The sequence below is a fragment of the Streptomyces sp. NPDC005955 genome (genome assembly GCF_042871255.1).
In the GTDB taxonomy this organism is placed as follows: domain Bacteria; phylum Actinomycetota; class Actinomycetes; order Streptomycetales; family Streptomycetaceae; genus Streptomyces.
Genome location: NZ_JBIAIF010000017.1, coordinates 116,494 through 140,661 on the forward strand (window position 1 = coordinate 116,494; position 24,168 = coordinate 140,661).

Genomic DNA, 24,168 nt, shown 5'->3' on the forward strand with positions numbered 1-24,168 from the left:
AGTACCTCTGGATCGTGGATGGTGCCGGGACGCCGGCGGTTTCGGGAGGGGGCACGGCCTCGTCAGGCGACGAGGTAGCCGCCGTCGATCGGCAGGACGGCGCCGGTGATGTAGCGGGAGCGCTCGTCGGCGAGGAAGACGATCCCGTCCGCGACCTCGTCGGCCGTGCCGGGGCGCCGCATCGGGATCGTGCCGCCGACGGGGGCCGGTTCGTCCGGGACGGCGCCGGGCCGGGCCGACCCGGCGCGCAGGGCGGTCGCGCTGGTCTCGAAGAGCCGGGTCGGGATCCAGCCGGGGGCGACCGCGTTGACACGGACGCCCTGGGCCGCGACCTCGGCGGCCACCTTCAGGGTCAGGCCCACCACCGCGTGCTTGGAGGCGATGTAGGCGGCTCCGCCGCCCCGGGGAACGAGTCCCGCCGACGAGGCCACGGTGATGATGCTGCCGCGGCCCCGACCGGTCAGTGCGGGCAGCGCGGCCCGCAGCACGTTGGCCGTGCCCCGGACGTTCACACGGAGCACCAACTCCCATGTTTCGTCGGGTAGTTCGGTGAAGGGCTGGTTCTGGTCGAAGATGCCGGCCGCGTGCACGACGACGTCCAGCGGCCCCAGGTCGTGTTCGGCGGCGCGCACCGCCTCGGCGACCGCGGACCCGTCCGTGACGTCCGTGCGGTAGGCCATGGCCGTCCCGCCGGTGGAGCGGATGTCGTCGGCGGTCCGGTGCGCGCCGGGGCCGGACAGGTCGCAGGCGGCGACGGCGTACCCGGCCCGGCCGAGGGCTCGGGCGGTCGCGGCGCCGATCCCGCTGGCGGCTCCGGTGACCAGGGCCGCGCGCCGGCCGGCGGCGGGGGCGCTCATGAGCCGGCCGGCTTCTTGACCCGCAGCAGGTCGACTTCGAGGCCGGTGCCGGCGGTGCGGGCGTGCTCGTACACCAGGCGGGCCGCGACGAGGTCCTGCAGCGCGGTGCCGACGGACTTGTAGACCGCGATGTCCGCCGGGTCCGCCCGGTGCGCCCCGTCCGCGGTGAGTTCGGCGAGCGACCTCAGCTTGCCGTCCAGGACCCCGGCTTCGTCGGCGGCGATCAGATCACCGGACTCCCCGCGCGCCTGCGCGGGTGCGTCGCTGACGACGAGGCCGGCGCGGTCGATCACGTCGACGTCGAGTTCCCGCAGCTCCGGCATGGTGGAGCCGATCGACAGCACGGTCGCGCCGGGGCCGAGCCACTGTCCGCGCAGGGCCACCCGCCCGGTGCCCATGCCGGTGTTGGTCGCCACGACCACCACCGGGGCCGCGGCGGCCCGTTCGGCACGGTCCACCGGGACGACGGGGATCCCCAACTGCTCGGCCATCCGTTCGGCGAACCGCTTCCGGCGTTCGGCGTTCGGGCTGAACACCGACACGGCGGTGACGTCGAGGGCCGCGCAGGTGCCCGCGAGGTTGGTCTCCGCCTCCAGTCCGGAGCCGATCAGTCCGACCTCGACCGGGCCGCGCGGGCCGAGCAGGCCCGCTGCCACGCCGGTCGCCGCGCCGGTCCGGGCCGCGGTCAGGAAGGCTCCGTCGAGTTGGGCCAGCAGTTCGCCCGAGCGCTCGTCGTACAGGCCGATCAGGTACTGGACGCCGCCGGCGCCGACTTGGTTGAAGACCTTGAAGCCCATGAGCCCGGCGCCGCCGACGACGGCCGGCATGAGGCGGAAGAAGCCGGGCCCGGCGGCGAGGTTGACGCGGTCGGGGAGTTGTACGGAGCCTGCGGCTTCGATGCGGTAGCCGTCGCGCAGTGCGTCGACGAGCCGGTCCATCCGCAGACAGTTCCGGACCTCGTCGTCAGTCAGGAGGAGCATCCTGGGTGTCCTTCTCGGTAGCGGTGGTGGGAGCGGTCGGGGTGGTGGGAGCGGTCGGGGCGGCGTGCCGGGGCGGGCGGGCGGGCGTGCCGGGGGCGGGTCACCGGGGGGCGGGGCCGGCCGCGGGCCCGAAGGGCTGGTCGAGGAACCGGGAGAACACGTCGGGTGACTGCCAGCTGAGGCTTTCGAGGGCGAGCGGGTCGAGCCGGACGTGGAAGCCCAGTCGCAGCGACCGGATCTCGACCCGGTGGCCGTTGCGGGTCCGCACCTTGCTGATGCGTACGGCCGTGAACTCGTTGACCACGGTGAACTCCGTCTCGACGACGTCCTCCGCGTCGCCCGGGAGGCCGCCGGCCCCGGGGACCTGCGGGGTCATTCAGATCACCATCCGCAGGTGCGGCAGCCGGACGACGCTCTCGTCCAGGGCGACGGTGCGGCTCACCAGCCCCCAACCGTCGGGGCGCCGGCGCACCACGTCACAGCGGCCCGCGGGGGCGAGGACGGCGGGGTGCGACTGGTGCGTGACGCTGATCAGCACGTTGCTGGTGACGAGGAACTCGCCGTCCCGCTCGCCGGGTTCCGCCACCACGTTGGTGACGAACCGCCGGATGCGGTGGAGCGGGACCTCGCCCCAGGCGAAGTCGATGTGCTCCGGTTCGAAGCGGCGGGCCCACAGGGACGCCAGTGACTCCCGCGACTCGTCGACCAGGTAGGCCCCGGGGACGTTCGGCGGCAGGGCGGGGTCGTCGCGGGTGACCGTGACGGGGACGCGGTAGACGAACTCCTCCTCCAGCAGCGGCAGCCACTGGGGGTAGGCGTACGCGTCCAGCAGTCGGGCCTCGACGTCGAAGAAGTGGCGCAGCGCGTCCGAGGTCCCGGGGTCGGGCGTCCGGCCGGGCGGGAGGTGCCGGGCGGGTGCGTTCATCGGGCTGTCCTCCGTCCCGCCCCGGTGGAGGCGAACGAGGTGTCGTCCATCAGCTCCGCCCAGCGGCGGTACAGCTCGCGCTGGTTGGTCTCGGAGTGGTCGATGTCGTAGACGTCGCCGGGCCAGGACTTCTCGGTGTCCTTCGGTGCCCCGAGACCGCCCTCGTAGACGAAGTCCTCGGTCTGTGACACGGCGCCCCGGCTCATGTCCGCGACGCTCGTCCAGTTCTGGAGGTCGTCCGTGTCGAAGATGCCCGCCAGGCCGACCATGCGCAGGTTCGCCCGCAGGGAATGGGTGCGCTGCTGTTCGTCGTACCACTGCGGCACGAGCGCCCAGAGCATCAGCTCGCAGTGCATGCTGTCGAGGGGCCGCCACACGCGGAACTGCACGTAGGACACGGCCGGGGTGTCGTCGCCCGAGGTGAGGGCGGCGGCGTCGATGAGCGACAGGTTGGGGAAGACGTTCCCGTGGAGCACCGAGAGCCGTGACATCAGGTCGACCTGTCCGGCGTCCAGGCCCTCGGCCATCGTCTGCCACTTCTCGGGCGGGTAGCCGAGGAAGACCGGCTCCGTCCCGGGCAGGTCGTAGTGCTGCACGCGGAAGGTGTGGCCGTTGCCGGCGACGATGCACCGTCCGCGCATGTCGGCCATCGACACCCCTTCGAGCTGGGGGAACGCGTCGGTGTTGAGGTAGGTGCCCAGTTCGATCGGGCTCTGGTGGGTGGTCGCCAGGTGGTAGCCGTCGCCGGCGAAGTTCTCCGATCCGAGCTTCCAGTTGGTGCGGACGCGGGCGCGGGCGGGCGGGCCGGCCGCGACCAGGTCCCCGCCCTTGTCGAGGACCCCGCGCAGGTACCAGGCGGCGGGGCCCAGCTCTTCGGCCAGGGGCGGGGCGTCCGGGTTCCAGCTCGCGAAGACCAGGCCGTGGAAGGTGTCCACGTGGGGGACGCGCACCAGGCCGAACGCGGACTTGTCGAAGGACGCGTCGAAGACCTGTTTGCGTTCCGGGACGCCCTTGAGGTCACCGGAGTTGGCGAAGGTCCAGCCGTGGTAACTGCACCGGAAGTGCGAGGAGTTGCCGAGGTCGGCCCGGCACAGCTGGGTGCCCCGGTGGGTGCACGAGTTGAGGAACGCCCGGATCTCCCCGCTCTCGTCGCGGGTCACGATGACGTCCTCACCGCCCAGGTTCCTGGTGACGTAGTCGCCGGGGCGGGCGATCTCGCTCTCGTGGGCGACGAAGAGCCAACACCGCCGGAAGATCCGTTCCATCTCCAGGTGGAACGCGTCGTCGCCCCAGTACGACTGCCGGCTCACCCGGGTTTCGGTCTTTTCTGCCTTGTTCATCCGCAGACTCCTGTCTCCGAGCAGGCAATATCCGCACAGTGGACATGGTGTCCACTAAGTGGGTGCGGTGAAGCTACAACCGGGAAAACCGGGTGTCAATGCCCCCGGAAGCATCGAAAAACGTCCGACTCGCCCCGCTCACCGTCACCTTCGAGAAGGGCGTGCGCGACCCATTGACCGACCCGGACGGGGTTGCTAGCCTCCGCCACTATCCACTAAGCGGTCACGTCATCCACTATCTGGATATCTGACGTTCGGTCCGCATTCTGACGCGCCGAGGCCCGCTGCCCGCCGCGTCCCGACCCGCGTCGGTCCGTCGTGATCGACGTCCACCCCGTCGAACGGAGATCCGTCCATGAGCTACTCGCGTCTGGAAGCCCGCGCCTGGGCCTGGGAGAACATGAAGGGCATCTGCGGATGCCTGATGCCGACGTTCACCAGTGATCTGAACGAGATCAACGAACGCGCCGTCCGCCACGACATCGCCCTGGAGAAGGAACTCGGGATGTCCGCCGCGCTGATCGTCGCGGAGTGCGGCACCACCTTCGACGAGCTGATCCGCGTCACCGAGATCGCCGTCGACGAGGCCGGGGACGGTCTCCAGACCGTCGTCCACGCCGCGCTGCCGACCCTCCAGGACAACATCCGCCTGGTCCAGGAGTCGGAGAAGCGCGGGGCGACGTACGTCCTCCTCTCCTACCCGCTCACCTTCTACCCGCAGAGCGAGCAGGAGGTCTTCGACTACACCAAGGCCGTCGCCGACAGCACCAACCTCGGGGTCATCGTCTTCGCGATGCACCTGTGGAACTTCCGCCGGCTGCACCCGAGCCACTTCTCGCCGCAGCTGATCGGCCGGATGATCGACGAGATCCCGAACGTCGTCGCGGTGAAGAGCGAGGTCGGCGGCCCCGGCGTCGGCGGCATCGCGGAGATCTTCCACAAGTACCGCGACCAGGTGATCGTCATGGACCCGATCGAGTCCAACTCCCCGGCCTGGCACTCGATGTACGGGATGCAGTGGATGGGCACCTCGAACTACGAGGCGTACGGCCCCTGGGTGGCGCGCTACTTCGACCTGCTGCGCGCGGGCAAGTTCGACGAGGCGATGGAGATCTACTGGCGGATCCACCCGGTGCGGGAAGCCGACTCCGCGGTGGTCGGCCAGGCCGTGGCGGGCACCGCGATGGTCCACCGCTACCTGTGGAAGTACCAGGGATGGCTCAACGGGTTCAACGGCGGCCCCATGCGCGCACCGCTGTCCCGCATCAACGACGGCCAGATGGCGCAGCTGCGCGCCGCCGCCGTGGCCGGCGGTCTGGACGTCACCGACTCCCCGGACCACGAGTTCTTCCTCGGCCGCAACCCGGCCTGATGCCGTCTCCCCGCCCGCAGAGCGAAGGACCTTCGATGACGACGTCCACCGAACCGCTGTTCTCCGATCTCATCATCGGCGCGGCGCCGCCCGGCCGCCCGCGCGACACCATCGACGTCCGCGACCCGTCCTCGGGGAAGCTGCTCGGCCGCGTGCCGGACGGCAGCGCCGAGGACGGCCTGGCCGCGGTCCGGGCCGCCGCCGAGGCGTTCGACTCCTGGCGTGCGACCAGCCCCCGGCACCGGGCCGAGGTCCTGCGGCGCTGCTGGGAACTGATGACCGAGCGCACCGACGAGATCGCCCGGCTCATCTCGGCGGAGAACGGCAAGACCCTCGCCGACGCCCGGGGCGAGGTCACCTACGCCGCGGAGTTCTTCCGCTGGTACGCCGAGGAGGCGGTCCGGGCCGTCGGCCAGCTCGGCGTCTCGCCCGGCGGCGCCAACCGGATCGTGGTGACCTACGAGCCCATCGGCGTCGCCGTGCTGGTCACCCCGTGGAACTTCCCCGCCGCCATGGCCACCCGGAAGATCGCGCCGGCGCTGGCCGCCGGCTGCCCGGTCGTCCTCAAGCCGGCCACCGAGACCCCGCTGACCGCCTATCTGATCGCCCGGCTGTGCACGGAGGCCGGGGTCCCCGACGGGGTGATCAACGTGGTCACCACCCGCCGCTCCGGCGAGGTGGTGAGCGCGATGCTGCACGACCCGCGGGTGCGGGCCCTGTCGTTCACCGGCTCCACCGAGGTGGGACGCGTCCTGCTGCACGAAGCGGCCGACACGGTGCTCAAGTCCAGCATGGAACTGGGCGGGAACGCCCCCTTCATCGTGCTCGACGACGCCGACGCGGACGAGGTGATCGAGGGCCTGATGATCGCGAAGATGCGCAACGGCGGCCAGGCGTGCACCGCCGCCAACCGCATCTACGTCCACCGCTCCCTCATCGGGACGGTCTCCCGCCGCCTCGCGGACCGGTTCGCGGCGCTGAAGGTCGGCCCGGGAACCGACCCGGCGAGCGAATGCGGGCCCCTGATCAACGAGCGGGCCGTGAACAAGGTCGCCGCCCTGGTGGAGTCCGCGGTGGCCGCCGGGGCCCGGATCCTCACGGGCGGCGCACGGCCACCGGGGGAAGGCGCCTTCTACGCGCCGACCGTCCTCGTCGACGTCCCGCCCGGGGCGGACGTCGTGCGCGAGGAGGTCTTCGGCCCGGTCGCCAGCCTCATCGCCTTCGACACCGACGACGAGGTCGTGCGCGCCGCCAACGACACCCGTCTCGGCCTCGCGGCGTACGTCTACACCGCGGACCTGCGCCGGGGGCTGCGGATCGCCGACCGGCTGGAGGCCGGCATGGTCGCCGTCAACCGGGGACTCCTCTCCGATCCCGCGGCACCGTTCGGTGGGGTCAAGGAGAGCGGCCTCGGTCGCGAGGGCGGTTTCGAAGGAATGCTCGAATTCATGGAGTCGAAGTACATCGCCACTGCGTGGTGAGCGTGGCCACCGCCCTGCCGGGCGACGACGGCCGAGCCCTCGGCCAGAAAGCGAGAGTCGCATGTCCATCTCCCCCTCCGCCCACGCCTCGCCCTCGGGGCCGCATCCGATCACGAGCGTGCGGTCCGTCGCGATCGCCGTGGCGGACCTGCCCGTGGCACGGGGCTTCTACCGGGACCTCTGGCAGCTCGACCTGGTCGAGGAGGAACGGGGCCGGAGCTGGTTCGGGTCCGGGTGTCCCAGCAACTACATCGTCAAACTGCGTCAGAACGACGTCGCCGGGATCGAGCTGACCACGTTCGACGTCCGCGACCGGGCCGGGGTGGACGCCCTGTTCGAGCGGGTCGCCCGCAGCGGCGCGCAGATCATCCGCGAGCCCGGCGACCGGCCGGAGCTGGGGGGCGGCTACTCCTGCGCCTTCTTCGACTGCGACGGCCGCGCCCTGGAACTGGCGACCGAGGTCGAGCAGCGCGCCCACCGGCCGGTCGAACGCGGTGAGTCGCGGCCGAAGTTCATCAGTCACGTGGTGTTCAACACCACCGACGTGAACCGGACGGTCGCCTGGTACGGCGAGGTGCTGGGGTTCAAGATCTCCGACTGGCTCCAGGACTTCTTCTGCTTCATGCGCACGGGGAGCTGGCACCACATCATCGCCTTCGCCAAGTCGAAGCACACGAGCCTGAACCACGTGTCCTTCGAGCTCAACGGCATCGACGAGTTCATGCGCGGAACGGGCCGGATCATGCGCGCCGGCGTCCAGCCGCTGTGGGGTCCCGGGCGGCACGGCGCCGGGGACAACACGTACTCGTACTTCCAGGAGCCGTCGAGCGGCTTCGTCATGGAGTACACCACCGAACTGATCCAGATCGACGAGGAGCACGGCTGGACGCCCAAGGTCTGGGGCACCACGCCCGAGGAGCAGGACCAGTGGGGAACGGCCAACGCCTTCGACGAACTGATCCTCGCGAAGATGACACCGGCCAGCGACCCCGTCCTGTGGACGCCGCCGCGCGCATGACGAACAGCGACGGATGGAGCGCGCTCACCGGGGGCACGGCCGTGGCCACGGGGGTCCGGTGGGCGGGTGAGGTGACGGACGCCGTCGGCGTCCGCACGTTCCTGCACGCGGGTCCCCCGCTGGACGGGGACGCACCGCCCGGACCGATGCGCGGTGCCGTGCTCGGGGCCCTCGTGCTCGAAGGCCAGGCCGCGGACCTGCGCACGGCGGGCGAACTGTTCGACTCCGGCGGCGTGTCCCTGGTGCCGTGCCACTCGGTCGGCGCGGTGGGCGCGATGGCGGGCGTCGTCTCCCCCGGCACCGCCGTCGTCGTCGTGACGGGCGCGGACGGCCGGACCGCCTTCGCCCCGCTCAACGAGGGCCTCGGCGAGGCGCTGCGGTTCGGCTCGACGAACGAACGCGTCCTGGACCGGCTGCGGTGGATGCGGGACGTGCTCGTCCCCGTGCTCGACGCGACGCTGAAGGACGGGGGCGGGATCGACGTCACCGCCCTCCAGGCGGAGGGCCTGCGCCGCGGGGACGAGTGCCACAACCGCAATGTCGCCGGCACCGCCGCCCTCGTGGCCCGTCTGGCACCGGGGGTCGTCCGGGTCTCCCCCGACCCGGACACGGCCGTCGCGGTCCTGGAGTTCCTCTCGGGCAATCCGCACGCCTTCCTGGCCTTCTCGATGGCGGCGGCCAAGGTGCTCGGGGACGCCGCGCACGCGGCCGAGGACACCCGCGGGTTGGTCACCGCGATGTGCGCGAACGGCCGCCGGCTGGGCGTGCGGGTGAGCGGGGCGGACGGCTGGTTCACCGCGCCCGCGCCCGTGGGCGAACCGAAGGTGTTCCCCGGCTTCACCGTCGAGGACGCCTGCCCGGCGATGGGCGACTCCTTCATCACCGAGACGGTCGGACTCGGCGCGTTCGCCCTGACCGCGGCCCCGGCGATCAGCTCGTTCATCGGGGGCTCCCACGAGCAGGCCGTCGCGCTGGTCGAAGAGATGCGGCGGATCTGCCGCGGCAGCAGCGGGCGGTTCCTGATCCCCTTCGACGGCTTCCGGGGTACGCCCGTCGGCATCGACGTCGACCTGGTCTGCCGGACCGGGATCACCCCGGTCGTCAACAACGGCTTCGCGCACCGGGAAGCGGGCCGCGGCCAGGTCGGCGCCGGCCTCACCCGACTGCCCCTCGAACCGTTCCTGAAGGCGCGCGACGCCCTGGCGGCGTCCGCCGGGACCTCCCGGTGAAGCCGCTGCCCGGGCGGGGCCGGACGGTGGGACGTCCCGTCCGGCCCTGCCCGCTCCACCCCCGCCGAAACCGTCGGGCGGGGCGCCCCGAGACCGGTCCCGTGGGGTTCCCCGGGAGCACCCCGTGACGGCGCGGAGCACCGACCCGGGTCAAGGACCCCGGGACGCCACGGCAGTCGCGGCGGCGGTGCGCGCCGGCACCTGGTCCGCCGAGCAGGTGTGCCGCCGGGCGCTCGCGGCGGCCGTCGCGGCGGACGGCATCTTCTGGGCGGTGGACCGGCAGGCCCTGGAAGCCGCCCGCGAGATCGACCGCCGAAGGGCACGCGGCGAGGCGCTGGGGCCGCTGGCCGGTGTGCCGGTCGCGGTGAAGGACAGCTTCGACGTCGCGGGGATGCCCACCACTGCGGGGCTGCGCACGCCGATCCACCGCGCCGCCGCGGACGCGACGGTCGTCCGGCGGCTGCGGGCGGCCGGCGCCGTCGTCATCGGCAAGACCGCGATGGACCAACTCGGCTGGAGCATGACCGGACAGGCCCCCGGCCGGCCGCCGTGCCCGAACCCCGCGGTCCCCGGCGCCCTGCCCGGCGGCTCCTCCGGCGGGTCGGCCGCCGCGGTGGCCGCCGGGATCGTCCCGCTGGCGCTCGGCGGCGACACCGCCGGTTCGGTACGGGTGCCCGCCGCGTGGTGCGGCACCTTCGGCGCGAAGCTGTCGCACGGCGCGGTGCCGATGGACGGCTGTGCTCCGCTGGCCCCCTCGATGGACAGCGTCGGAGTCTTCGCCACCTCGCTCCGCGACTGCCGCACCGCCGCCGAGGCCCTGGGCGTGCCGGACGCACCGGACGTCGACCGCAGCGGTGCCCCGCCGCGCATCGGGGTGCCGTCGGACCTGACGGAGCACGGGCCGCTCGCCCCCGCGATCGCCGCGGCGTTCCGGAGCGTCGTCGACCGCCTCGCCGGCACCGGTCACCCGGTGGCCGAGGTCGGGTTCGCGCTGCGACCGCGCGGCTTGGGCCCCGTCCTCACCCGCGAACTGGCGCTCCGCTGGGCCGGCCGGATCGAGCCGGACGAGCCGGGCGTGCGGGCGGCGCTCGACCACGGCAGCCGCATGGCGGCGGACGCGTACGCGCGGGCCCGATCGGCCCTGTCGCTGGAGACCCGTCACGCCCGGCGCGCCTTCACCGACGTCGACGTCATCGTGCTGCCCACCACGCCGATGGCGGCGCCGCCCGTCACCGGGCCCGCGGCGGTGGTCGACGCCTCGCGCTTCACCCGGGCCGCCGGCGCCCACGGACTCCCGGCCGTCTCCGTGCCGCTGGGACCGGGCCACCACCACCTGGCACTCCAGCTGATCGCCCCTCCCGGAAAGGACCACCAGCTCATGCGGTACACCGAACACCTGATGAGGGCCCTCGCATGCTGAACCCGCCCGATCAGCCGCGTGCGGTGCTGTGGACGCCCTCCGCACCGTGGATCGCCGCCAGCGCACTCACCCGCTTCCAGGACTGGCTGGCCGCGGAGCGCGGCGTCCACTGTCCCGACTACGACACCCTCTGGCGTTGGTCGGTCGAGGACATCGAGGGGTTCTGGAAGGCGATCTGGGACCACTTCGAGGTGCGCGCCGACGGCGACCCCACGACCGTGCTCGACGGTCGCACCATGCCCGGTGCCCGCTGGTTCCCCGGGGTCGCCCTGAACTACGCGGAGCACATCCTCGCCGGGCGCGACCCCGAGCGGGTGGCGATCGTCTGCGCCTCGGAGTCCCGACCCCCCGTGGACGTCACCTGGGCGGAACTGCACGACCGCGTGGCGCGGGCCCGGGCCGGACTCGTCGCGGCCGGAGTGGGCCGCGGCGACCGCGTGGCCGCCTACCTGCCCAACACGATCGAGGCGGTCGTCGCCCTGCTGGCGACGACGAGCCTCGGGGCGATCTGGTCCGTCGTCGCCCCGGAGACGGGCGCCGCGAGCGCCCTGGACCGCTTCCGGCAGATCGACCCCACCGTACTGATCGCGGTGGACGGGTACCGCTACGGCGGACGCGAGGTCGACCGCCTGGACACGGTGCGCCGGATGGTCGACGGGCTGCCCACGCTGGACCGGGTCGTCCTCGTCGAGCACCTGCGCCCGGGCGGCCCGCTCGCCGGTCTCGGCCCCGCCGTCACCTGGGACGACTTCTGCCGCGAACGGGCACCGCTCTCCTTCGCCCGGGTGCCCTTCGACCACCCCCTGTGGATCCTCTACTCCTCGGGCACCACGGGCGTGCCCAAACCGATCGTCCACGGGCACGGCGGCATCGTGCTGGAACACCTGAAGAAGCTGCACCTGCACGTCGACGCCCGCCCCGACGACCGTGTCCTGTGGTTCACCAGCACGGGGTGGATGATGTGGAACTTCCTCGTCGGGGGACTGCTCACCGACGCCGCGATCGTGCTCTACGACGGAAGCCCGCGCCATCCCGACACGGCCGCGATGTGGGACGTGGTGGAGGCCACGCGGACCACGTGTTTCGGCACCAGCGCCGGCTTCCTGGCCGCCTCCCGGGCCGAGGGCGTACGCCCGCGTGCGCACGGAGGACTGGCACGGCTGCGCGCGGTCGGTTCGACGGGTTCCCCGCTCACCCCGGAGGTCTTCGACTGGGTGTACGAGGAACTGGGCCCGGATCTCTGGCTGTTCTCCAGCAGCGGCGGCACCGACGTGTGCACCTCGTTCCTCGGCGGGGTGCCGACGCTGCCGGTGGTGCGGGGCGAGTTGCAACGCAGGTCGCTCGGCGCGCCCGTCGCCGCCTGGGACGAGGACGCCCGCCCGGTGATCGGCGAGCGGGGCGAACTGGTGCTGACCGCGCCGATGCCGTCGATGCCGGTGAAGTTCTGGGGCGACGTCGACGGCACGCGCTACCACGACGCCTACTTCGCCCACTACGCCGTCGACCCGCCCGTATGGCGCCACGGCGACTGGCTGGAGGTCGGGCCGCACGGCGGGGTGGTCGTCCACGGACGCTCGGACGCGACGATCAACCGGGGCGGGATCCGCATGGGCACCAGCGAGTTGTACCGGTCCGTCCTGACCCTCGACCCGGTGGTCGACGCACTCGCCGTCGACCTCGCCGATCCGGACGGCACCTCACGGCTGGAGCTGTTCGTGGTCCTGGCCCCGGGGCACGAACTCGACGAGGACCTGTGCCGGGCGATCGCGGCCCAACTGCGCGCGGACTGTTCCCCCCGGCACGTTCCCGACGCGGTGCACCGGATCGATGCGGTCCCCCGGACCCGCACGGGCAAGCCCCTGGAGGTTCCGGTGAAACGGCTGCTGATGGGCGCCGATCCCGGTCGGGTGGTGGACCGGGCGGCCCTGGCCGACCCCGGGGCCCTGGAACCCTTCCTGCGGCTGGCCGAAGAGCGGGCGGGCGGGAATGGCCGGTGACCCGGGCGCACGCCCCCGGGTCCGCGTCGAGGAGGCGGAACCGGGCATCACCGTCGTCAGCATCGACCGGCCGGGCCGCCGGAACGCCCTCGACGCCCGGACGCTCGACGAGCTGGCCCGGGCGTTCGAAGGCATCGACGCCCGGGCCGCGGTGCTCACCGGCACCGGCCCGGCGTTCTGCGCGGGCTACGACCTGCACAGCGTCGCCGGACCCGGGTTCGCCCGGCGCGCCGAGGAACTGATCGCCCATCCCGCGCACGCCGTGTTCGGGGCCATCAGGAACTCCGGGTTCCCGGTCATCGCCGCCATCACCGGCCCGGCGCTGGGCGGCGGTCTGGAACTGGCCTGCTGCTGCGACGCGCGCGTCGCCACCCGCAGCGCCGTGTTCGGCGTACCGGCCGGCGACCTCGGTCTGGTCTACTCCGACGCGGGCGTCCAGCGGTTCGCTTCGGTCTGGGGCGGCTCGTTGACCCGCGAGATGCTCCTGCTGGGGCGGCGCGTGGACGCCCGGCGCGCCTGGCGGGCCGGAGTCCTGGCGGAACTCACCGACGAGCACGGGCACGTCGCGGCGGCACTGGACCTGGCCCGGCGCGCGGCCCGGCTGGCACCGGGGGCGACCGCCGCCAACAAACGGATCGCCGAAGGCGTGCTCGCTCCGTCGCCGTCCGGGCCCGCCGTCGACGCCGCCGCGCTGCGACGTGCGTGCTTCGCCCCCACGGGGGAACTGCGCACCCGGGTCGAGGCGTTCGTCCGGGGCTCCGCGGCGCGACGGGACGGGCGGCGGGCTCCGGGCCCTGCCCCCGCCTCTCCGGTCCGGGACCCCGCCCCTCCGGGCCGGGACCCCGCCCCTCCGGGCCGGGACCCCGCCGCTCCGGTCCAGGGGCTGTCACCTCCAGCCCCTGACCTGCCCCTCCCGGGCCCTGACCTGCCCCTTCCGGGCCGCGTCCGGCCCCCGTCGGGCGGCCAGGTGCCCGACGCCTGACCCGGTGGGCACGCGACGGGGCGCGCCCACCGGCCCGGGGCGGGGCGCCCCCTCCCACCGGGAGGAGCCGCAAGAGGAGCCGCACACCCATTGACGGGGCTCCGCCACCACCCCTACCTTCTCGGACACAACGTCCGCAGAGTTGACTCCATATCCATTAAGTGGATACAAGCGGAAAGCGAGGCCGTCCCATGGCCAGAAGAATCGTCGACCTCTCGATGACCGTCGACACCGATCCGACCCTCGACGGCAAGGGCGTCACCCTCGTCCCCCACTCCGAGGGGGCGAAGTGGAACAAGGACAACTACGACATCGACCCGCAGGACTGGCCCACCCCCGGTGAGGCGTACGCCATCTGCAACCTGGAGATCACCGACCACACGGGGACGCACATGGACGCCCCCTGGCACTTCGGTCCGGTGATGGCGGACGGCTCCCGGCCCAAGACCATCGAGGAATGGCCGCTGGAGCGGTGCATCGGCGACGGGGTGGTGATCGACATCCAGGACTGCGCGGACGGCGAGGAGGTGTCCCTCGACACGCTCCGGCAGAAGTTCCGCGACATCGACTACACGCTCAAGCCCGGCGACATCGTGCTGTCGATGACCGGGAACGACAAGTACTTCGGTACGGACACGTACATGACCAGGGGCGGCGGCATGAGCCGCGAGGCCCTGGAGTGGATGCTCGACCAGGGCGTCACCACCGTGGGCACCGACGCATGGAGCTACGACCGGCCGTACGCCGCGTGGGCGGCGGACTACCACGAGCACGGTCACGACCCCAAGTTCCTCTGGCCCTGTCACCTGTTGGGGCTGGAGAAGGAGTACGTCCACATGGAGAAGATGGCCAATCTCGACCAGTTGCCCCCGCACGGCTTCCAGGTGATCGCCATGCCTCTGAAGATCGCCAACGGCACCGCCGGGCCGGTCCGGGCGATCGCGCTCGTCGAAGAGGACTGACGTGGCCGCCGACTTCGGCCTCGTCACCGAGGTGCCCGGTGTCCTGTCGGGCACGGCGTGGCACTGGGCGGGCACCGTGGACGAACTCGTCTTCACCTCCGGCCAGATCGGCTGGGACGAGCAGGGCGACGTCGTCGGGGTGGACGATCCGCTCGCACAGACCGAGCAGGCGTTCCGCAACCTGGCCCGCACCCTGGAGGCGGCGGGCAGTTCGATGGACCGCATCGTCAAGATCACCGGCTTCATCGCCAGGCCGGAGGCGCTGGAAGAGATCCGGTCGGTCCGCGACCGGTGGCTGCCGACCCGCCCGCCCTCGACCTTCGTGTTCGTCGCGGGGCTGGTGCAGCCGGAGCTCATCGTCGAGTTCGAGGCGATCGCGGTCAGGAAGCGATAGCCCGGCGGTCGCCCCCCGGCCGGGCAGCGGGAGAGGCGCGCCGAACAACCCTCGCCCTCTCCCGCACGTTCCCCTCCGGATTCAGCCGCATTCACCGGGATTCGCCGGGATTCAGCAGGATTCGGAGGGGGCGGCCGGCTCAGCCGGATCACGGTCCCCGGCGTCAGCAGCCGCGAAGCGCCGAACGGCGCCGCCGCCCCGCGACGCCGGTGCAGGAAACCGCCCTCCCGTGCACGCACCACGAACACGCGCTCCCCCCACCGGTCGACGGTCGGTCCCCCACTCGCCCCGCTCCCGGGGTCCACCTCATCGAAGGGATCTCCCGCCATGTCCGAAGACGTCTACACCGCCCGATGGCGCATGCTCGCCCTCCTGGTGGCCGGCTACGTGGGCCTGACGCTCAACTGGTTCAACATCGCCTCGGCGTTCACCCCGCTCAGCGAGGACCTGGGGGCGTCCTTCTCGCAGTTGGCCTTCCTGATCGCCCTGTTCCTCATCGGGTACGGCGTCGTCCACGTTCCCGCCGGCCTCCTCGCGACCCGGCTCGGCCTCAAACGCACGCTCGTCCTGGGGATCGTCCTGGAGGGCGTCGGCGGCGTGCTCTCCGGAGTCGCCGTCGAGTACACCGACCTCGCCGTGTACCGCGTACTGGCCGGAATCGGCGGATCGATCTTCCTCTCGGTGTCCGTGAGCGCGGTCAGCGTCTGGTTCCGCAACCACGAGATCAACTTCGCGCTGGGCATCACCGGCGGCGCCGCGTTCAGCATCGGGGCCGCACTGGGCCTCTACGGGTGCGTCGCCCTCACCGATGCCGTCGGCTGGCGCACCATGCTGATCCTCTGCGGGGCCGTCAACCTCGTCGTGGCGGCAGCCGTCGCCGCGTGGTTCGCCACCCCTGTGGACGTAGCGGGACTCGCCGGCGCCGAGATCACCAGAGCGGGCCTCGCCAAGGCGTTGTGGGACCGGCAACTGTGGATCTACGGCGCAGCCATGGTCGGGGTGTACGGCGCCTACATCACCGCGTCCCAGCTGATCGGCGAGTACGCCATCGACGAACTCGGGTTCACCAGCGGCCAAGGAGGCCTGCTCGGCGCGGTGTTCGCCCTCGCGGGCATCCCGGGCAGTCTGCTCGGCGGATACGTGGCGGACCGGCTGAAGAACTACCGCTTGATCATGGTCGTGCCGTTCCTCGCCATGAGCGCCGCCCTCTTCCTGGTCCCCGTTCGATCGGCCCCCCTGTTGTGGTTCCTCTCGGCCCTGATCGGGTTCGTCTTCCTCTTCAGCTTCCCCGCGTGGCTGTGCGTCCCCGCCGAGATCTCACGCGTGGACGCCGAGCACATCGGCACCGCGATCGGACTCATGCTCACCTTCGCCGCGATCGGCGGCTTCGCCCTCCCCATCGCCTTCGGCAAGATCGTCCCCACCGCGGGCTACGGTGCCGGGTGGGCCACGCTCGGCGCCCTCTCGGCGCTCACCGCCCTCATCGGGCTCTTCGGCCGCAAGGGCCCCGCTCCCGTCGCCGCCGGCGCCTCCTCCGCGCCCCGTCCGACCTCGCCGACCGGCTCAGGCACCGCGGGCGCGGAGGACCAGAAGTAGGCGCGGGCGACCGGGGCGGTGCCGCGCGCCGCGCGGTCACGACCGGGGCGCACCCGGCACCCCGATGACCCGCCCGCGGCCGTGCGGACAGCGCCCCGCCCGCCCGGCCGCCGGTCCTCCGCCGCACCGCGCGGTCCGCCCCTGGTCACCGGGACGCCGACCCCTTCGGCTACAGCGGTGCGGGACCGGTGACCGGCATCCCCGCAACGGTGGCGGACACCGCGGCCCGAGCCGCCGTACGCCGTCGCCCCTCGGTGGGCGCCCCCCGCCCCGGGACCGCGCACCGGACCAGTGGCCGGAACCAGCCCCCCGGCGCGGGGCCCGTCGACCCCGGCGACCAGCAGTGACGTGCGTACCGGAGTGCTCCCCGCACCGCGCTCGCCGCCCCCTTCCCGCAGTCCGCCCGCGGCTTCCCGGGTCGATTGTCAGTGATCGCCGCTAACGTTCCGCTTGTCGTCGCAGTGATGCCGGCACTTCCCGGTTGAACTGTGCGTTCTTCTTGCTGTCTTGACGCGTGAGGCGGGGATCGTGGGTTGGCTGTCGGCGGGTGACGGGTACGAAGTCGCCCTGATGGATGGACGGGTGGCAGCACGTGCCACTTCGGGTCGGGCGGCGGGGCGGCAGCTGAAGTCCCTGCCGCGCGCCCTCAAGGACCACCCCGAGGTGGACCGGCTGCGGCGGTTCGCGGAATGGCTGGATCGACACGCCGCGGGGTGTGTCGCGCAGGTGGACTCCTGGATGGTGTCGTCGCTGCCCGTGCCGACCGGCCTGCTGGCCCGGGTGTGGCCGGACGAGGCCTGGCAGGCGGCCCTGCGCGACCTGGCCGTGGTCGGCGACGACCCCGACGAGGTCGGCCTGCTGCGGGGCACCACCGAGGACGGCGAACTGCGGCTGGTGAACCTGGACGGCGAGACCGTCCGCCTCTCCCCGCGCACGGTGACCCTGCCGCACCCGGTCCTGCTGCCCGACCTCGACGACCTCCGGGAGTTCGCCGCGGAGCTGGGCGTCGTCCAGCGCGTCGAGCAGATCCACCGGGCGACCTGGCAGCGGCCCGGTGACCTCGACCCCAAGACCACCGAGATACGCGAGTTCGCCGGCGGCTCCTTCCGCTCGCGCTTCGCCCTCGCCGCGCGCGCCAGTTCCCTCGGCTACCGCGTCTCGGGCGGCTACGCCACGGCCCGGGTGCGCGACGGCGGACGCACCGTCGAAGCCTCCGTGTGGATCGGGGAGCCGTACTGGGAGGACTCGGTGGAGACCGGTGGGCTCACCTGGCGCGGTCCGGACGGCCGTGCCGTGCACGTGCACGAGGTGGGGCCGGTGGCCTGGTCGGAGGGGATGCGGATGGCTGCGGCGCTGTACGCCGGGCGGGACGTCGAGAAGGGCAAGGACGCATGAGCGGGGGGACGCAGGTGTCGTACGAGGACATGCTCGCGGCGGGCGCGGTGCTGCCGCCGGACACGCGGGACGCGGGCGAGCGGGCGGTTCCGCTGACGGCGCGCAGCTACCGCCACCCGGGGCTCGACGACCGGGTGGTGGTGCGGCTGGTGGCCGGTGAGCTGGGCGCGGCGGAGGACCTCGCCGCCGGTTTCCTCGGCCTGGAGCAGGACGCGGAACCGGCCGTGGTGGGGCTGGGGCTGCGCCAGTCGCTGGGCTTCCCGGAGTGGGTGCTAGTGCACCACCCCGCGGACGGGCACCACGCGCTCGGCGTCGTACCGGACCTGGAGCGGGTGGCGCGGCAGGTGAAGTCCCGGCCCAAGGCCGCCATGGACGCCTACACGGAACTCGGCGCGCGGTTGGCGGCCTCCGTCCCGCACTTCCTGCCGACCTTCTACGAGCAGGCGGCCCGGGTCTTCCTCACCGAGGAGAGCACCACCTACGCGGCCCAGTTGTTCACCCGGGCCCGCAAGGCCGAGGCGGAGCACGGGCTGGTCATCGAGGAGGACCGGCTGGACGCGGTGTTCCTCGAATTCGCCCTGGCGGGCGCGCTGCCGGTGAAGGTGCTGTCCGCCTACGGCAGGGAGCTGTCCGCCCGGGTACCGGCCGAGGAGGCGCTGCGGCGCTTCACCCGGCTGTGTCTGCGCCGCACGGCGGGCGGCCTCCCGCCGTCCGCGCAGATGGCGGGCGACCTGCGCAAGCTGGCCCGCGCCGCCGGCCGGGACGCCGACCTCGCCGAGCAGGAGTACCTCTGCGAGCTCCTCGGTCTGCCGGCCACCCTGCGTGCCGCGGCCGGCTGGTGGAAGGGCCACCGGACCGCGCTGGTGGCGCTGGCCTCCCGGGACCGGCGGGTGCGCGGCACCTTGCTGGACACGGTCCCGGCGAGCCACGACGACGGGATGCCCGAGCTGTGGCTCAAGGTGCTGGAGGACTCCGGCGCCCTTGCGGGCCTGGGGGACGCCTCGCTGCCCCAGGAGGAGCGGCCGCAGGACGGAGCGGCGGGCTGGCTGGGACGTTTCCTGGTCTTCCGCGAGCGGGCGCGCTCCTGGCGCGGCTCGACCCGGACGCCCGAACTGTACGAGCTGGTGGAACGGATCGCGGACCGCCTGCGGACCGAACTGCGTGCGTCCGGCGGCGCGTTGCGGGTCACGCACGACATCGACCTGATCGACCTGCTGCTGTCCCTGGACGTCCCGGTGGCCGCCCCGGGGCAGGGCGACGCCCTGCCGCTGACCGCCTGGGCCCAGGGCGAGGGGCACCGGGACCTGCTGTTCCTGGGCGCCGACGCCCGGTTCCACGACGCCTTCCTGAAGGGTGCCGAACAGTTCGGCAACCACGACGACGCGCTGCGGGCCATCCGTCGGCTCGCCGCGTCCCCCGGCGGCCGCCCGCTGCTGGCCCGCTGGGTCACGGCGACCGTCGAACGCTTCACCGTGGCCGGTCTGCCCCAGTTGCCCACCGCGCTGGACCGGCTGAAGTGGCTGCCCGCCGAGGCGTTGGCGCTCGCCGAGGACGAGGTGCGCGAGGCCGTCGCCACCGACCTGGCCCCCGTACTGATACGCACCCTGCGGGCCGGGATCTTCGACGAACTCGGCTGGCCCGCCTGGGAGGAGGCGGTGGCCGACCTCGTACCGAAGTCCCAGGTGGAGGATCTGATCGTCGCCGACGCCTGGCCGCACCTCGTGGTCGCCGGCACGGCCCAGGCCCGGGTGATCGGCGCCGAGGGCACCCTGCTCACCCACGACCTGCGCATCCCCGCGGGCGGGCGCCACGGCGACCCGGGCTTCCACCACGTCGACGGCGAACTCCTCGTCTACTGGAACAGCAGCAGCGGCGGTCTGCGCGGCTACTGGCACGGCCGGGCCGACCGCGTCGAGGCGCTGGAGGGCCCGCGCTCCACCCGCGGCACCGAAATGGACTGGTACCGGGGCAACTTCCCGATCACCCTGCCGCTGCCCGGCGGCGGCCGGACCACCGGCCGGGGCGTCGTGCACGCGGGCGACACCACCGTGCCCGAGGAGAGCCCGCTGCTCTTCGACGGCTCCTCCTACTGGGTGTGGCACGCGGACGGCGAGGACCGCGCGGCGCACGGCTGGTACGAGTACGACCCGGTCACCGGCGACCGCGGCCGGATGAGCCGGCCCGCCTTCTTCGCCGACGCCCTGCGGGACGCCCCCGCGGGCAGCAGTCTCGCGGGCGGCCGGCTGCGGCCCTCCCCCACGACCGGTGCCGCCCCCGCCAGCGCACCCGTGCACGGACTCGTCGGCCTGCGCAGGCTGACGCTCCCGGACGGCTCCGTGCGGGTCGAGGACCTCGCCGGGCACACCCTCACGCTCCCGGCCGCGGCCGGCCTGCCGTACACGCTGGTGCTGTTCCCCGGCGCCGAGCGGCCCACCGCGGTCGTGCGCAACGGCTGGCAGCTCGACCTGGTGGACGCGGAGGGCGTCGTCACCGCCTGGGCGAAGACCGACCGTACGGCGGGCCCCTTCGGCGCGGGCACCCTCCTGCTGCCGCCGGTGCAGTACTGGGAGTGCCTGACCCCGCGCGACCCGGAGGGTTCGGCGGGGCTGCGCCGCATCGACCGCGACACCGCCGTCGCCCTGCTGGCGGCCGCCACCGACCAGGACACCGAGGCGCTGCCCCGGGCGATCCGGGCCCTGCTGTCCGTCACCCACCCCGCCCTGCTGAAGGGCATCGCCTCGGTCGTGCGCTACGCGGCGGCCCAGCAGGGCGTCCTGGACGCGGCGGCGACCCGGCTGACCCGGGCCCTGGAGGGCGGCCCGTCGGACGAGGGCCCGGCCGGGCCCGCGGACCTGCTGCTGCGCGACGCGATGAGCGGTTTCGATGCGTCGAGCGGCCACTGGTGGCACCGCGACGACCGGGCCGACACCGTCTTCCGCGCCCTGCGCATGCTGACCCGGGCCGGTGAGGCCACCGACACGGGACCGGGCCGGGCCGACGGCAGGCTGCATCTCGGTGGACCGGAACTGCCCGTCGGTAGGCCGGAGTTGTCCACCGTGATCGCCCGGATGTCGGCGGTCGCCTACCGGGCCGCCGCCGGCACCACCACCGATGAGCACCGCGAGGCGCTGCGGCTCCTGCTGGCCGGATTCGACCGCTTGGGCATGGGCGGGTCCACGGAGTCCGGCCGCTGGCGCACGGTGACCCTGCGCCTGGACGCCCACCGGCTGCGCACCGCCTCGAACGACGAGCGGGAGGGCTCCTGGAACGGCCTGCTGCCTCTGGCGGACGGCGCCTTCCTCGCGGTGACCTCACACGGGTCCCCGGGCGACGACGGTTGCGACTTCACCGGCCTCTTCCACGACCCCGCGGGCCGGTTCGCCGCGCCGGAGCCCTACCACATGCTGTCCTGCGACCCGCTCGACCGGGGCGAACACCCGGTCCGGCTCGGGGAGTTCCTGGCCGAGCTCGGCGCGCGCGGTCCCGCGCCGTGGTTCCCCGCGGCTGCCGAGGAGTTCGCCCGGCTGACGGGCACCACCGAGACGATGGCCCGGCTCGTCATCGCCGGGCTGCCGCGGGTCGACGCCTACGAGCGGACCTTCCTCACCACCGCGGCCCGCAACGCCATCGGGGTGAAGGCCGCTCCCGCGGCGGTCGCCAAGGACGAACTGCGCACCCTCGACGGCGCCGTGCGCGCCGCGGTCCTGGCCGCCCTGCTGCCCACCGACCCGGTCCGGCTGTGGACCGAGGGCCCGGACGTGGCCGCGGGCGCCGCCGTGTGGAACGCCCGGGTCGGCAGGCGGCCCGCCGTGCCCGAGGAACTGCTCGGCGACGCCGTCCGCGCCCTCAAGCACGCGGTGTGGCCCGTACGGGAAGCCCTGCCCGCGCTGCTGGACCCGGCCGGCGCCCCGCAGCTCACCCGGGACCTGCGCTGGGCGGTGAACGGCGACCGGGTGCGGCCCGTCGGCGACGACACCGGGTTCACCGTGTCGACCCTGGTCAGCACGGTGGCCCTCACGGCCTGGCTCGCCCACCGGCTGCCCGCGGGCGATCCGGTCCGCGCCGCGCTGCCGGCCGCGTTCACCGCCGTACGGGCACGACTGGCGGCCCCCGGCCTCATGCTCGACCTCGGCCGCTACATCAACCTCCCCGCGTTCCGGAAGACGGCGGGTGCACCCACCGAGACCGGCCCGGGATTCGAGCGCTACGGTGCCGTCGTCCTGGCCACCCACGACGACCAGCCCGCCCCGGGCATCCGCGTCGACCTCCTCGACGAGGCCGGCCAGGACCCCCATCTGCCCGCCACCCGCACCGACGGCCACCCCTACCAGGCCGAGGTCGCCCTGCGGCTGGTGTCCGACCCGCGTTTCGCGGCCCTCCTCGCCGACCCCGCACAGCCGGTCGGGAGCGAGGACGGGGGCGGGGGCGGGGGCGACCAGTCCGGTACCTGGTGGCCGCAGGACCCGGGCCGCTCCGTGCCCGACCTGGTCACCGAGGCGGCCAAGGAGTACGGGCTCGGTGAGGACGCGGCCACGCTCTACCTGATGCTGCTCGCCATGCCCGACCCGACCGACCGGTCCACCGCCCGGTGGACGGGCTGGAAGCCGGCCCGGCTCAAGGCGGCCCGCGCCGAACTGGCCGCCACCGACCTCGTGGTCCGGGCCACCCGGACCCGGGCGGGCCGTTCCCTGTTCCTGCCCGGCGGCTGGGCGGAACAGCCGGCGCCCCGGGTGCCGCTGGAGCGCTGGAAGCTGCCGCTGTTCGACGTGGTCCACGGCGAACACGTCTCGTTGGGCGTGATCGTGCCGACGGAACCGGTCGCCGACCTGTACCGCAGGGCCTGGCAGCGGGTCCTCGACGGCGACGCGCCCCGGTTCGAGGAGCTGAAGGTGCGACGGGGTCGCCGCCGCTGACCGACGCGAGGCGCCGCCGTCGGCCCAGACCGCGCCGGGGGCACCGGACACCACCGGTGCCCCCGCCCCTCCCGACTCCCCCGCTCGTCGACGATCACTGGATCTTCGACGCCGACCCGACCCACCCACCCAGCAAGGACATCCATGCCCCTCACCCACACGGCGACGGCCCTTCCGCCCCGGCAGACCTCGCCCGCCGAAGAGCGCCACGCCACGGAACTCGCCTTCCTCGCCGCCCATGACGAAGGCCCGCGTCCGCCCGGCTGGCTGCTGACGCCCCGTTCCGTCATCACCTTCGTCTGCGGCAGCGCCGGCGATCCCCTCCGCCTGCCCGAGCCCCATGAGACGCTGCCCCGCCAGCTCGTCATCGCCCCGAAGTTCGTCGGCGAACGCGCCCTGGTGGAACGGTGCGTGGTCACGCTCGCCGGCGAACGCGGCCTGCTGCTGGTGGGCGAGCCGGGTACGGCCAAGTCGCTGCTCTCGGAGCTGCTGTCGGCGGCCGTCTGCGGCACCAGCGCACTGACCGTGCAGGGCACCGCGGGCACCACCGAGGACGCCCTGCGCTACGGCTGGAACTACGCCCTCCTGCTGGCCCAGGGACCCACTCCCCAGGCCCTGGTGGACTCACCGGTCCTCAGCGCGATGCGCTCCGGGCGGGTGGCGCGCGTCGAGGAGATCACCCGCTGCCTGCCCGAGGTGCAGGACGCGCTCGTGTCGATCCTCTCCGACCGCCGGATGAGCGTGCCCGAACTGTCCGGCACGGCGGAGGCGCAGGTGGCCGCGGCCGCCGGGTTCACCGTCATCGCCACCGCCAACCTGCGCGACCGCGGCGTGTCGGAGATGTCCGCCGCGCTCAAGCGCCGGTTCAACTTCGAGACGGTGCACCCGATCCCGGACGTCGAGGCCGAGACCGCGCTCGTCAAGCGGCAGGCCGTCGCGGCCGTCGAGCGGGCGGGCGCGGCCTTCGCCGTCGACGACGCGGTGCTCGACGTCCTGGTGACCGTCTTCCGGGACCTGCGGGCCGGGCGCTCGGCCGAGGGCTGGGACGTGGAGCGCCCCGGCACGGTGATGTCCACCGCGGAGGCGGTGCAGGTCGCCGTCTCCCTCGGGGTGTCCGCCGCCTATCTGCCCGCCGGGGACGGTCTCGACCTGGTCCCCGGTCATCTGCTGGGCGTGGTCCGCAAGGACGATCCCGGTGACCACGCGCGCCTGTTGGGGTACTGGGACGGCCCCGTGCGCCGCCGCGCCGAGGACGGTTCGCCGACCTGGCGCCGTCTGTGGGACCTGCGGGAGAACCTCCGGTGACA

General features: G+C 73.4%; 18 protein-coding genes. 13 read left to right on the forward strand and 5 right to left on the reverse strand.

Annotated elements, in window-relative coordinates:
* Window positions 1–62 precede the first annotated feature (62 nt).
* From ACFYOU_RS30400 to ACFYOU_RS30420, 5 genes are all read right to left on the reverse strand, one after another.
* Entirely contained in the window at window positions 63–857 is a 795-nt protein-coding gene (locus ACFYOU_RS30400; protein ID WP_391310132.1) for an SDR family oxidoreductase, read from the reverse strand.
* Window positions 854–1,837 carry an ornithine cyclodeaminase family protein gene (locus ACFYOU_RS30405; protein WP_391310135.1) on the reverse strand — a complete coding sequence of 328 codons (984 nt, stop codon included), beginning with the start codon at window positions 1,835–1,837 and terminating at the stop codon, window positions 854–856. The genes ACFYOU_RS30400 and ACFYOU_RS30405 overlap by 4 nt, the downstream gene beginning before the upstream one ends.
* 100 nt (window positions 1,838–1,937) lie before the next feature.
* Window positions 1,938–2,213, reverse strand: a complete 276-nt coding sequence (locus ACFYOU_RS30410; RefSeq protein ID WP_389773279.1) for a hypothetical protein — start codon at window positions 2,211–2,213, stop codon at window positions 1,938–1,940.
* Complete coding sequence (locus tag ACFYOU_RS30415) at window positions 2,214–2,762, reverse strand: aromatic-ring-hydroxylating dioxygenase subunit beta (RefSeq protein WP_391310137.1); 549 nt, start codon at window positions 2,760–2,762, stop codon at window positions 2,214–2,216.
* Window positions 2,759–4,102: a Rieske 2Fe-2S domain-containing protein gene (locus tag ACFYOU_RS30420; RefSeq protein ID WP_391310139.1), complete on the reverse strand. Its 1,344-nt coding sequence runs from the start codon at window positions 4,100–4,102 to the stop codon at window positions 2,759–2,761. The genes ACFYOU_RS30415 and ACFYOU_RS30420 overlap by 4 nt, the downstream gene beginning before the upstream one ends.
* 355 nt (window positions 4,103–4,457) lie before the next feature.
* On the opposite strand from ACFYOU_RS30420, the gene ACFYOU_RS30425 reads away from it, so the two are divergent.
* The 13 genes from ACFYOU_RS30425 (at window position 4,458) to ACFYOU_RS30485 (ending at window position 24,166) form a co-directional block, all read left to right on the forward strand.
* Window positions 4,458–5,474: a dihydrodipicolinate synthase family protein gene (locus ACFYOU_RS30425; protein WP_391310141.1), complete on the forward strand. Its 1,017-nt coding sequence runs from the start codon at window positions 4,458–4,460 to the stop codon at window positions 5,472–5,474.
* Window positions 5,475–5,509: 35 nt separating this feature from the next.
* Window positions 5,510–6,955 carry an NAD-dependent succinate-semialdehyde dehydrogenase gene (locus ACFYOU_RS30430; protein ID WP_389773290.1) on the forward strand — a complete coding sequence of 482 codons (1,446 nt, stop codon included), beginning with the start codon at window positions 5,510–5,512 and terminating at the stop codon, window positions 6,953–6,955.
* Window positions 6,956–7,016: 61 nt separating this feature from the next.
* The gene (locus ACFYOU_RS30435; RefSeq protein WP_385755172.1) at window positions 7,017–7,973 is read left to right on the forward strand and encodes a VOC family protein; all 957 of its coding nucleotides are present in this window, start codon (window positions 7,017–7,019) and stop codon (window positions 7,971–7,973) included.
* Window positions 7,970–9,202, forward strand: coding sequence for a DUF1116 domain-containing protein (locus ACFYOU_RS30440; RefSeq protein ID WP_391310144.1), 1,233 nt, complete (start codon window positions 7,970–7,972; stop codon window positions 9,200–9,202). The genes ACFYOU_RS30435 and ACFYOU_RS30440 overlap by 4 nt, the downstream gene beginning before the upstream one ends.
* A 124-nt stretch (window positions 9,203–9,326) precedes the next feature.
* On the forward strand, window positions 9,327–10,622 hold the full coding sequence (locus ACFYOU_RS30445) for an amidase family protein (RefSeq protein WP_391310146.1): 1,296 nt from the start codon (window positions 9,327–9,329) through the stop codon (window positions 10,620–10,622).
* Window positions 10,616–12,619, forward strand: coding sequence for an acetoacetate--CoA ligase (locus tag ACFYOU_RS30450; RefSeq protein ID WP_391310147.1), 2,004 nt, complete (start codon window positions 10,616–10,618; stop codon window positions 12,617–12,619). Before ACFYOU_RS30445 ends, ACFYOU_RS30450 begins: the two co-directional genes overlap by 7 nt.
* Window positions 12,609–13,601, forward strand: a complete 993-nt coding sequence (locus ACFYOU_RS30455; RefSeq protein ID WP_391310149.1) for an enoyl-CoA hydratase-related protein — start codon at window positions 12,609–12,611, stop codon at window positions 13,599–13,601. The genes ACFYOU_RS30450 and ACFYOU_RS30455 overlap by 11 nt, the downstream gene beginning before the upstream one ends.
* Before the next feature lie 191 nt (window positions 13,602–13,792).
* Entirely contained in the window at window positions 13,793–14,563 is a 771-nt protein-coding gene (locus tag ACFYOU_RS30460) for a cyclase family protein (protein WP_391310151.1), read from the forward strand.
* Window position 14,564: 1 nt separating this feature from the next.
* Window positions 14,565–14,957: a RidA family protein gene (locus tag ACFYOU_RS30465; RefSeq protein WP_385492060.1), complete on the forward strand. Its 393-nt coding sequence runs from the start codon at window positions 14,565–14,567 to the stop codon at window positions 14,955–14,957.
* A 327-nt stretch (window positions 14,958–15,284) separates the two neighbouring features.
* Window positions 15,285–16,553 (forward strand): MFS transporter, encoded by a 1,269-nt coding sequence (locus tag ACFYOU_RS30470; RefSeq protein WP_391310153.1) that lies wholly within the window; start codon window positions 15,285–15,287, stop codon window positions 16,551–16,553.
* A 528-nt stretch (window positions 16,554–17,081) separates the two neighbouring features.
* On the forward strand, window positions 17,082–17,948 hold the full coding sequence (locus tag ACFYOU_RS30475; RefSeq protein WP_391310187.1) for a DUF4132 domain-containing protein: 867 nt from the start codon (window positions 17,082–17,084) through the stop codon (window positions 17,946–17,948).
* The gene (locus ACFYOU_RS30480; protein ID WP_391310155.1) at window positions 17,945–22,861 is read left to right on the forward strand and encodes a DNA-binding protein; all 4,917 of its coding nucleotides are present in this window, start codon (window positions 17,945–17,947) and stop codon (window positions 22,859–22,861) included. The genes ACFYOU_RS30475 and ACFYOU_RS30480 overlap by 4 nt, the downstream gene beginning before the upstream one ends.
* Before the next feature lie 144 nt (window positions 22,862–23,005).
* Window positions 23,006–24,166 (forward strand): AAA family ATPase, encoded by a 1,161-nt coding sequence (locus tag ACFYOU_RS30485; protein WP_391310157.1) that lies wholly within the window; start codon window positions 23,006–23,008, stop codon window positions 24,164–24,166.
* Window positions 24,167–24,168: the final 2 nt, after the last annotated feature.